Origin of the sequence: Clostridium celatum (genome assembly GCF_021412605.1) — a bacterium.
Classification (GTDB): Bacteria; Bacillota; Clostridia; order Clostridiales; family Clostridiaceae; genus Clostridium; species Clostridium celatum.
The window spans coordinates 152,119-163,680 of record NZ_JAJKGM010000003.1; the positions used below are offsets into that span (position 1 = coordinate 152,119).

General features: G+C 26.1%; 11 protein-coding genes. 10 read left to right on the top strand and 1 reads right to left on the bottom strand.

Features of this window, described 5'->3' with window-relative positions; genetic code table 11:
* Positions 1–35: 35 nt before the first annotated feature.
* From LPC13_RS02660 to LPC13_RS02690, 7 genes are all read left to right on the top strand, one after another.
* The gene (locus LPC13_RS02660; RefSeq protein ID WP_005211512.1) at positions 36–461 is read left to right on the top strand and encodes a transcriptional regulator; all 426 of its coding nucleotides are present in this window, start codon (positions 36–38) and stop codon (positions 459–461) included.
* The gene (locus LPC13_RS02665; RefSeq protein ID WP_005211510.1) at positions 454–609 is read left to right on the top strand and encodes an SHOCT domain-containing protein; all 156 of its coding nucleotides are present in this window, start codon (positions 454–456) and stop codon (positions 607–609) included. The genes LPC13_RS02660 and LPC13_RS02665 overlap by 8 nt, the downstream gene beginning before the upstream one ends.
* A 54-nt stretch (positions 610–663) precedes the next feature.
* Positions 664–1,884 carry a recombinase family protein gene (locus tag LPC13_RS02670; RefSeq protein WP_234088536.1) on the top strand — a complete coding sequence of 407 codons (1,221 nt, stop codon included), beginning with the start codon at positions 664–666 and terminating at the stop codon, positions 1,882–1,884.
* Positions 1,885–3,483 (top strand): recombinase family protein, encoded by a 1,599-nt coding sequence (locus LPC13_RS02675; protein WP_005211508.1) that lies wholly within the window; start codon positions 1,885–1,887, stop codon positions 3,481–3,483.
* Between the two features lie 141 nt (positions 3,484–3,624).
* Complete coding sequence (locus LPC13_RS02680) at positions 3,625–4,521, top strand: ATP-binding protein (protein WP_005211507.1); 897 nt, start codon at positions 3,625–3,627, stop codon at positions 4,519–4,521.
* 11 nt (positions 4,522–4,532) lie between these two features.
* Complete coding sequence (locus tag LPC13_RS02685; protein WP_040418830.1) at positions 4,533–4,829, top strand: STAS-like domain-containing protein; 297 nt, start codon at positions 4,533–4,535, stop codon at positions 4,827–4,829.
* Positions 4,830–5,022: 193 nt separating this feature from the next.
* Positions 5,023–5,391: a winged helix-turn-helix transcriptional regulator gene (locus LPC13_RS02690; protein ID WP_005211505.1), complete on the top strand. Its 369-nt coding sequence runs from the start codon at positions 5,023–5,025 to the stop codon at positions 5,389–5,391.
* 45 nt (positions 5,392–5,436) lie between these two features.
* Here the strand turns inward: LPC13_RS02690 and LPC13_RS02695 are convergent, their stop codons facing one another.
* Positions 5,437–6,228, bottom strand: coding sequence for an EFR1 family ferrodoxin (locus LPC13_RS02695; protein WP_005211504.1), 792 nt, complete (start codon positions 6,226–6,228; stop codon positions 5,437–5,439).
* A gap of 359 nt (positions 6,229–6,587) precedes the next feature.
* Here LPC13_RS02695 and LPC13_RS02700 point away from each other — a divergent pair, with 359 nt between their 5' ends.
* From LPC13_RS02700 to LPC13_RS02710, 3 genes are all read left to right on the top strand, one after another.
* Positions 6,588–7,298, top strand: coding sequence for a LytR/AlgR family response regulator transcription factor (locus tag LPC13_RS02700; protein WP_040418828.1), 711 nt, complete (start codon positions 6,588–6,590; stop codon positions 7,296–7,298).
* A 280-nt stretch (positions 7,299–7,578) separates the two neighbouring features.
* Positions 7,579–8,610, top strand: coding sequence for an ATP-binding protein (locus LPC13_RS02705; RefSeq protein WP_169317568.1), 1,032 nt, complete (start codon positions 7,579–7,581; stop codon positions 8,608–8,610).
* A gap of 273 nt (positions 8,611–8,883) precedes the next feature.
* Positions 8,884–11,499, top strand: coding sequence for a ligand-binding sensor domain-containing protein (locus tag LPC13_RS02710; protein WP_234088537.1), 2,616 nt, complete (start codon positions 8,884–8,886; stop codon positions 11,497–11,499).
* Positions 11,500–11,562: the final 63 nt, after the last annotated feature.

Consider the following 11,562-nt stretch of genomic DNA (forward strand, 5'->3'; position numbering starts at 1 on the left):
AATAAATTTATATAAGTCGATTTAGGAGGATTCATATGACTAATAATGAAAAAGAAAAAATAAAGGTTTTCAGGGAAAAAGGATATAGTTATTCTAAAATAGCAGTAGCTTTAGAGATATCAGAGAATACGGTAAAGGCTTTTTGTAGACGAAATAATTTAGGTGGAGTAAGAGCAAGTAGAGTTAATACTAAGATAGAGGAACATATTAAATGTAAGCAGTGTGAAAAGGAATTAGAGCAAAGTGAGAAAGGTAAAAGAAAAAAGTTCTGTTCTGATAAATGTAGGAGACAATGGTGGAAAGAACATGATTATTGTATTGATAGAAAAGCATATTATACATTAACTTGTTCTGAGTGTGGTAATAAGTTTAAAAGCTATGGAAATAAGAATAGGAAGTATTGTAGTCATAATTGTTATATTAAGAAACGTTTTGGTAAAGGGGATAGGGAAAATGAATGAAGAACAATTTAATCGTGAAAAGAATTATAGAGTAGCAATAGCTATAGCAAAATCAATGCTAGTAAAAGAAATAATAGATAAAAAGGATTATAAGAAAATAAATAAGTTATTAGTTAAAAAATATAATCCTGTAGTTGGGGCTTTATAACTTGATTTATATATTTAGTAGAGCTAACATTGATACCTGGAAGGAAGTGATTTAATGGAAAGAACTATTAAAGTGATACAAAAAGGAATTTCAAAAATTCCAAGTAAAAAACGTGTAGTTGCTTATGCAAGAGTATCAAATGGTAAGGATGCAATGCTTCATTCACTTTCAGCACAGGTAAGTTATTATAGTAATCTTATTCAAAATAATAATGAATGGAGCTATGTGGGTGTTTATGCAGATGAAGCTGTAACTGGAACTAAGGACAATAGAGAAGAATTTAATAAGTTATTGGATGAATGCAGAAATAGAAAGGTAGATATGATTATAACAAAATCAATTTCTAGATTTGCAAGAAATACAGTAAAGATGTTGGAAACTGTAAGAGAATTAAAAGAGTTAAATGTAGATGTATTTTTTGAAAAAGAGAATATTCATAGTATGAGCGGGGATGGTGAGTTAATGCTTACTATCCTCGCTTCTTTTTCGCAAGAGGAAAGTAGATCAGTAAGTGAAAATTGTAAATGGAGAATAAGAAAAGGATTTGAGCAGGGAGAGCTTATAAACTTAAGATTTATTTATGGTTATAGGATAGACAAAGGGAAAATTGAGATTTATGAGGAAGAGGCTCAAATAGTTAGAATGATTTTTCAGGATTATTTAGATGGATATGGGTGTACAGTAATAGCTAAAAAGTTAAGAGAAATGAAGGTGAAAAAATTAAGGGGTGGAAAATGGAATTCTGAAAGGGTAGCAGACATTATTAAAAATGAAAAATATATAGGTAATGCGTTACTGCAAAAGAAATACGTTAAGGACCACTTGACTAAGAAGCTAATTAAAAATAAAGGAACAATACCACAGTATTATGCAGAAGAAACACATCCTGCAATTATAGATATTGAAACATTTAAAAGAGCTCAAGAAATAATGAAAGTTAATAGGATTAAATATAAATGTGAGCCAGGAAAGAAAAATTATATATTTACTTCTAAAATACAATGTGGAATTTGTGGTAAAAACTATAAGCATAAAGATAGAAATGGAAGAAGCACTTGGGTTTGTTCAAATCATCATAAGTATGGAGATGAAGGGTGTATAGCAAAGCCAATATGTGAAGAACAATTAATAAAGTTACTTAATGTAGTATTACAGATAAAAGAGTTTGATGAAGATATATTTAATGAGACTATAGAGAAAATAAAGATTGAAGAAAGCAGAACAGTAATTGTGATTTTAAAAAATGGAAAGGTAATAAAGAAAGGAATGGTTTAAATGACAACGGCAAGAAGGGTAACAATGATACCAGCAGTAGAAACTTTTGCTACAGTATCTAGTGAAGGTAGTTTAAGATTAAAAAGGGTAGCAGCTTATGCAAGAGTTTCTACTGATAATGAAGAGCAGCTTTCAAGTTATGAAGCACAGGTAGATCATTACACAGGATATATTCAAAGTAATAATCAATGGAAGTTTGTAGAGGTCTATGCTGATGAAGGTATATCAGCAACAAGCACCAAAAAGCGTGATGGATTTAATAGAATGATTAAAGATGCTTTAGCAGGAAAAATAGATTTAATAATAACTAAATCAGTATCAAGGTTTGCAAGAAATACAGTAGATACATTAACTACAGTTAGAAAGCTAAAGGATAAAGGGGTAGAGGTATATTTTGAAAAGGAGAATATCTACACATTAGATAGTAAAGGAGAATTGCTGATCACGATAATGTCCAGCTTGGCTCAAGAGGAAAGTAGGTCAATTTCAGAAAATGTTACATGGGGACAAAGAAAGAGATTTGCAGATGGAAAAGTAAGCTTACCCTATAAGCAATTCCTAGGATATGAAAAAGGTGAAGATGGATTACCTAAGATAGTAGAATCAGAAGCTAAGACAGTAAGATTAATATATAAAATGTTTTTAGAGGGAACAGCAGGAACAACAATAGCTAAGTACTTAAGTGAAAATAACATTCCATCACCAGCAGGAAAAAAAGTGTGGAGTGAAAGTACTATTAGAAGTATTCTTCATAATGAAAAATATAAGGGAGATGCAATTCTTCAAAAGAGCTTTACTGTAGATTTTCTTACTAAAAAGAAGAAAGTTAATGAGGGAGAAGTTCCACAGTACTATGTTGAGAATAGTCATCCAGCAATAATAAGTGCAGAAGTATTTGATTTAGCACAAGCTGAATTTGAAAGGCGAAGAAGTGATAGAGGATTGAGAAGAAGTAATTCTTGCTTTTCTGGGAAGATAATATGTGGTGAGTGTGGTGGATTTTATGGGAGTAAGACTTGGCACTCTAATAGTAAATATAGAAAGGTTGTATGGAGATGCAACCATAAGTATGATAACAATGAAAGGTGTAAAACACCACATATATATGAAGACAAGCTTAAAGAATTATTTGTTAAAGCTTTTAATGAGATGATAGAAAATAAAGATGAGATATTGAGAGATTATAAAGAAATAATTGATAGGTTAGGTGATACTTCAAAACTAGAAAAAGAGAAGTTGCAATTAGAAAATGAAGCTGAAATTTTGATAGAGTTACTTAAAAAACAAGTAGAAAGAAATGCACATGCAGCATTAAATCAAGAAGAGTATGAAGAAAAATATAATGAATTAGTTACTAAGTATGAGGAAGTAAAGAATAGAGTAGAAGAGGCAGAGAAAAATGTATTTAAGCAAAAGATTAAGTTTGAAAATATAAAAGAGTTTATAGGAAGATTAGAAAAGTGTAATGAGTTAATTACAGGGTTTGATGAAGGAATATGGAATAGTGTTATTAATAAAATTGAAGTAAATTCCAAAGATGAAATAGTATTTGAATTTAAGAATGGTAATGTATATTCTACAGGGGATGGCTTTATTTGAATATCTATAAAGGAATAAAAGCAATAGAATTGGGAACAATAAAGAAATGATAATAGGTTAATATTGTAATTTGTGATATAATTTACTTAAAATTTTAAATTAATAGAAAATTTTCAAGTAACTAGCTAGGAGGCACAGAGGATGATAGATATTACTATTAATATTACAGATTACATAACAATCGAGCAAATTACGAATGAATTTAACAAAATTAATAATAAAAGAGAAGAATACACGCTTAATTTAGTATTATATAAATTTGTACAACCCGAGACTTTAGCTGTTATAGTATCACTATACAAATATAAAATATCAGAAGAATACACAATTTCTATAATTATAAAAAATTCTAATAGTTATGCAGAAAGGCTAGATTTTTATAAGCATTTAAATAAAGAAACGGTAGTTAATAACTATAGATATAGTAGTGAGGGAAGATTTGTTGAGATTACAAACTTTGATAATACTAATAGTATAGAATTAGTTAATGAGGTAATGAAAATTTTTAGAAATAATCTTGAGTTAGAAGAATCAGTTTTTAAGATGTTAAATTATTGTTTTTTTGAAGTTGTAGATAATGTTCAAAATCATGCTGATTCTAATATTGGTGGATTTTTAGTTGCACAACGATATCCGACAGGACGTAAATTATGTATCTCAATAATTGATTGTGGTAAGGGAATATATAGAAGTTTAACAGAAAATGATAAAAGCGAGTATAGCAATCTAACAGAAGAAGAGGCTATTTCTTATTGTATAAGAGAATCGGTTACTAATGGAAAAGGTATGGGGAATGGGCTTTATCATACTACTAGGTTTATTGAGTTAAATGATGGGAAATTAATGATATACTCAGGAAATAAAAAGCTGATAATAGAAAATAATGAAAAGGAAATAAGGGATATACCATATTTTAATGGTACGATAGTATCACTTCAAATAGAGATGGATAATGAGGTTAGGCTAGAAGATATATTTGGAGAAAATATTCCAGTAAGTGTTGATGAAGCAGAAGACATGGTTTTTGATTTGTGGTAAAGGAGAATAATATGATTATAAGATTTTGTGAATTAGGAATTTCTTTAGGAACAAGAGATTTAGGAAATAAATTAAGAGAGAAAATTGAAGAGTCTATTGAGAATAATGACAAGGTTATTTTTGATCTAGATAATATTGAAATATTATCAAATTCATTTGCAGATGAATGTTTTGCTAAACTATTATTAAAGTTTGATTTCGATACAATAAAGAAAAATACGTCTTTTATTAATGGTAATAATAGTAATAATACTATTATTTTAAAAGCATTTAAAGATAGAATGAAAAAAATTAACAAAGAATCTTAGTTATACTTTTTAGCAGAATACAGTTTAGTGTAATTGTAAAAATAACATTAAAATGTATCCAAGCTTTAGTCATTAGACATGAAACCCACTAAAATCTAAATTGATTTTAGTGTGTTTATTTATATTATTTTGAGATTTAGATATAGTAATATATAATTAAAGCATAAAGCTAATAAGGAAGTATGAGAAACTTATGAAGAAACGTGAAATAAAGTATCCAATAGAATTAGTAGTTTCATTATTGTGTGATAAATGGAAATTTATAATATTGTGTAAGTTAAGAAAAGGTACAAAGAGGTTTGGTGAGCTTCAAAATGAAATTGGAAATATAAGTGCAAAAGTTTTAACAGCACAACTAAAGGAATTGGAAAGGAATGGATTTATAAAAAGAGAAGTTTACTCAGAAGAAGTACCAATAAAAGTGGAATATTCGTTAACAGAATTAGGTCAAAGCTTATATCCAATAATGGAATCTATGTTTGATTGGGGAATGAAAAATAAAGATAAATTTACAGAAGAATATAATATTATTATTGATGAAAATTTGAAATTTTCAAAGTAATAACAAATCAATCCGTATCATTAAAAATTTGATACGGATTAATTTTTAAGCTAAGAATGTTTCAGGAACCTTTTCATTGTGTGCAAAATTAGCAATAAGCATATTCTGCATATTTTTATAAGGTTCTGAAGTCATTGCTTTAGCATTTAAGGGACATCTCTTAACACAGCTATTACACTTTATGCATTTAGAAATATCAATAGTTCTGTAGTCTAAAAAGTCTATAGCACTAGTTGGACAGTGTTTTGCACATATTCCACAAGTAACACATTTTTCATTAGTTTCAGGAGCAAATGGCATAGATGGAATATTCTTTTCTACATATGGCATGCTTCCGGGTAGGGTTAAAGAATTTAAATCTGATAATGAGTTAATTTCTTTTAATCTTTTTATAATTTTACATCCAAAATCAGAAGCAGTTTTTAAATCTTCAGCATGTGGTCTTCCAGTAGCTAATTTACTTGTTGATGAATGTTCTGTAATAAAGGTAGCAGCACCTAATCCTATAAATCCTTTTGAGGTAAAAATATCATATTGCTCTAATAAGGCATCTTCATAATCTCTATTACCATAAGTAGTTATAAATACCCCAAGTGTATTGTTAGCAGTAATCTTATCTAGAAAATTATGTAGTAATCTTGGAAATCTTCCAGCATAAGTTGGCATACCTACTATAACTAAATCATCACTAGAAAAAGTTATGTTATTAGTTCTGTTTTGTGGCAATGTTATATCAAATTCTTCATAGTTTGAATCAATAGATTCGGCTATAGCTTTAACAATTTTTTTAGTTCCACTAGTAGGGCTAAAATATAATATTTTTAAATTTTTATTCATATAAATCATTCCTTCTATTTTGATAAAATTACTATATCAAACAGGTGAAATATTAACAATAATGTACTTTTTAGTAAGGTAGTTACCAAAGGGTAAGTAAGCCGTTAGTGAAATTATGGAAACAAAGTATTTATATGAGGAGTCAATATTAGCGGGAAGTGATCATGCATTAATAACATCTATTATAGCTATTACAAAATAAAATTTACAATGTATGTAAAAGTAAGTTATAATAAAAGCCGATTATTTAGTTATTTAGAAAAATAACTAAGCGATTGGAATAAAGATAAAGTATTGACAAAAAATCAAGAAGATATAACTATTATAATATCTAAAGACATTGGAGGATGGTCATAGAGATGAAGATAGCAGTATGTGAGGATGAAGCTAAAGAAATTGATTTTCTTAATGTTAAAATTAAAAAATGGGCAAAAGAAAAAAATATTGATGTATCAATTGATAACTTTACAACAGCAGAATTATTTTTGTTTGAATGGTCTGATTATGATAAATATGACATAATATTTTTAGATATAAAATTAAGTAAGATGTCAGGAATCGAGTTATCAAATATAATAAGAGAAAAAAATAATAAGGTTGATATTGTATTTGTAACAGGATTTTTTAAATATGCATTACATGGATATAGGGTGGGGGCATTACAATATCTAATAAAGCCTATAGAAAGTTCTGATTTATATTTCTGTTTGGACAAGTCCTTAAATAGAATAACTAATGAATTTAAAGAATCTATACTTATTTTAGAGACAACTAAAAAAACTATTAAATTAGATTATAATGATATAAATTATTGTATAATGTTTTCACCTTATATAGATATTCATACAAATTCAGGGAAAATAACACTAAGAAAGAAAATAAGTGAAATAGAAGAAGTATTACCTAGTGAATATTTTATAAGATGCCATAGATCGTACATAGTAAATGTAAAGTATATAAAAGCGATAATAAAAAATAACGTATTGCTAGTAAGTGGTTTAAAAATACCAATAAGTAGAGGAAGGTATAAAGAAGTAAATGACGCTTTTATAAATTATATATGTCAATAAAGCTTGAGGTAATTATATGATTGATTTATTTGTGATGGAAGTAATTGGTGAATTTATAAATGTTCTTATTATGATGTATTTTTTTAATAAGGTTATGCCACCTAAAAATAAAAGATATAGTCAAGTATGTACAATAATTATGATAATTATTTATACATTAATACCATCCGATTACACCAATAACGTAATTTTTAATATACAAGGAAATGGAATAATTTTATTTATTTTTGGTTATTATATTTTATTATTAATATACCCTATTGTATTTAGGAGAGGGAGAATGTCAGAAAAATTTTTTTTATCATCAGTTTATCTTACTATTATGTTAATAATTTCTTTTATAGTATTAATAGTAGTTGCAGAAATATTCAATACAACTATAGCTGAAATAGCTTTTTACGGTAATTATAAGAAAAGTGTAGCAATGCTTATTAATAGATTTATTCAATTTATATGTATTAGTATATTGGCAAATAATATAGGTTTTATAAAATATATAAAAAATAAAACTTTATATGTAGGAGGAACTATTTTAGTTTTACACCATATATTAATATTTATAATGGAAAGAGACTTAGTTGAAAGATTAGATAGAATAAATATAAATATTATAATAATAGTGTCTAGTTTATGTATAATTCAAATATTATTAATATATGTTTTAAATACATTCTCAAAAGAAACTGAAGAGAAGTTTTTGTTAAAAATGGAATTGGACCGTAAAATGCATGATGAAGAAATTATAAATATGTACACAAGAATGATAAGATGGAAGCATGATGTTAGAAATCATATAAGTATGATTTTAGGATTATTAGAAGCAGGTACAAAGGAAGAAGTTATTTCATATATAAATGAAATAACTAGTAATATTATTAAGCTTGATAAAAATATGTATTCAAATAATATAGCTATAAATTCTATATTAATGAGTAAAATGAAAATGGCAGAAGAAAAAAATATAAAGGTAAATTTAAATCTGAAAATAGATTCAGAAATAAAAATTTCTAATGTAGATATATGTATTATTATAGGTAATCTGTTGGATAATTCCATAGAAGCCTGTGATGTTATTGAGGAAGATAAATTTATAGATTTAAAAATAGCTTCTGAAATGAATAGATTAGTAGTTAAGATAAGTAATAATACTAATGGATATGTCAATGAAGTAAATGGTAAATTCTTAACTACGAAGCATAGTAATATGCATGGTATTGGGCTAATTCAAGTTGATAAAGTTGTTAAAAAATATAATGGATATATTAATAGAAAACATGAAAATAATATATTTACTACATATCTAATGGTTTAATATAAAATTTAATTATAACATATTGAAGGATACTGATTTTAAACAGTATCCCTTTATTTTTTTATGTTTAAATTATTTAATAATGCAATTTAGGTACAAAAATAGTCATTTAGCGACAAATTGAAAATAAATTAAAATAAATAAAGTAAAATGATTAATATAACAATATTTTGCATGAAAAATTAATGTATAGAAAAAAATATATAAGTTTATTTAATATATTAATTAAAATATTAATTTACATCAAAGTAGATTTAACAGTGAGAGGTTTTAATGTATACGATATTAAGAATGTTCATTATATTTATTTTATTAAATATTTTCATGCCTATAAACTCAGTTGGGGCAATATTAAATGAGGCGAAATTTGAAAATATATCTATTGATGAAGGGCTTTCAAATGAAAATGTAACTTCAATATTTCAAGATAGTAGAGGTTATATGTGGATAGGAACAAAAGATGGACTTAATAAATATGATGGGCAAATAATAAAAATATATAACTGTAATGTTAAGAGTGAAAATACTTTGAGTTCCACTTACATAATGGATATAGAAGAAGATGTTTATGGGAATATGTGGATAGCTACTGATAATGGATTGGATTTTTTGATGGCCGATACAGGTGTCATTGTAAGAATGAAGGATAGAAAAGATAAGTATAACTTAGGGGAGTTAAGTATAACATCACTAATAAAGAGTAAATATGACGAAAATATTATGTGGGTAGGAACGGAAAATGGATTAATGAAAATAGATGTTAGAAATAACTCAATTCAAACTTTTTATCATGATCCAAGTGATTTAAACTCATTAACAAATTCATCAATAACTTGTTTAGAAGAGGGGGAGGATATTTTATGGGTTGGAACTAAACAAGGGTTAAATATAATAGATAAAGATTTAAAAGTAAGCAGTAACAGAAGTGATAGTAGTACAGATAAATTATTTATTTCAAATATGACCATGGATGAAAATGGTAATTTGTGGATATCTACTAAAGAAGGTATTTTTATTTATAACATAAAAGAAGAGAGAAGAGATTATATATATATAATTGATAGTGAGAGTATTAAAGAATACAATATCACTAAAAATAGTATAAATAGCATTTACGAATTTAATGGTAAAAAAGTTAAATTCTATAATAACTATGTTTTTAATGATAGTAATAATAACATATGGATATCTAGTAGTAATGGTGTGATAAGATATTCAAGTGAGAACGAGAAATTTGATATATTAAAAAAAGATGAACTATCTAAAAATTCAATTAGTAGTAATATTATAACCTGCTTTTATGAAGATTTTAATGGTACAATGTGGATTGGAACGGATAAGGGGATTAATATATTAAATGAAAATATTATATTTAAAAGTATTAATAAATATGACAACAATGCAGTAGCTATATTAAATCATAATGATTATATATGGATAGGTACTAAATTTTATGGTATATATATCTATGATTATAAGACTAGTGAGCTAGTAGATGTTTTATATGAAGAAGAAAATTTTAATTTAAAGGATAGATATATAAGATCTATGTTTGAAATTAATAATAAATATATTATTGCTGTTACCAATAAAGAGTTAATATACTTTGATACCGAGGAAAATTCTTATAGTGAAATACTTATTGGAGATGATTATTATTCAGAATTGAGCTATATGTATAGTGATTGGGAGAATATCTGGATAGCAACAACAACGGATTTTTACTCTTACAATATAAGTTCTGGAGAAAAGACATATTATAGCGAAAATATGAAAGAGTTTGGGATAAATCCAGGAAACATAAAATATATACTTCAAGATAATAAAGATGAAGATATTATTTGGTTAGGTGGAGTTAATATTGGATTAATAAAATACCATAAACAAAATGGTGTTATGGACAAATATGTAAGAGAAACTTTAAATGAGAATTCGTTAATAAATGATTATATAAATTGTATGGTATTTGATTCTAGTGATAACTTATGGATAGGCACCAATATAGGATTAAGCAAATTTAATTTAAAAACAAATGAATTTACTTCGTATACTACAGCTGATGGATTAACTAATAACTTTATTAATTCTATTTTAGTTGATGATAATGGTGATATTTGGATAAGTACTAATAAAGGATTAAATAAATTTGATATAGAAGAAGAAGTTTTTACAAATTTCACAAAAATGGATGGTTTACATGCATATCAATTCAATTTAAATTCAAGCTTAAAACTTGATTGTGGATATATAATGTTTGCTAGTACAGAAGGAATTACATATTTTAATCCAAGCGAATTAAAAGATTATAAAACATATAATAATGAAGTTGTAATTGGAGATATATATGTTGGTAAAAATAAAGTTGTATATGATGGAGATGAATTAGTTTTAGAGCATAACTACAAAAATTTGTATATTAGTTATTTTTTACCCAACTATGAAAGGATAAATAGTATAACTTATGAATATATGCTTGAAGGGTTCGATTCAGATTGGATATATATTGATTCAAGAAATCAGTTAGATTTTAAATATCTAGAATCAGGAACTTATACTTTAAAAATACGAGCTAGAGATGGACAAGGTAAAAAGACAAAGGAAACAAGTATTAAAATAAGAGTAAAAAATCCAATATGGAAAACCCAGTTAGCATATATTATATATATATCTATAATAATAGCATTGTTCATTTGTATATTTAATTATGTTAAGATACTACGTCATTTGGTTAATCAAAAAACTATTAAGTTAAATAAACAATTAGAAGAAAATAAAAGATTAAGTAAAGAAATAATAGATAATGAAAGATTTAAAAATAATTATTTTGTAAATTTATCTCATGAGCTTAGAACACCAATAAATGTTATAGGATCAATGGTGTTAGTATAAAGTAGTGGACACATTAAATCGAACTAAGTAAAATAATATTTAGTTAAGAAAGGATGTGTCCAT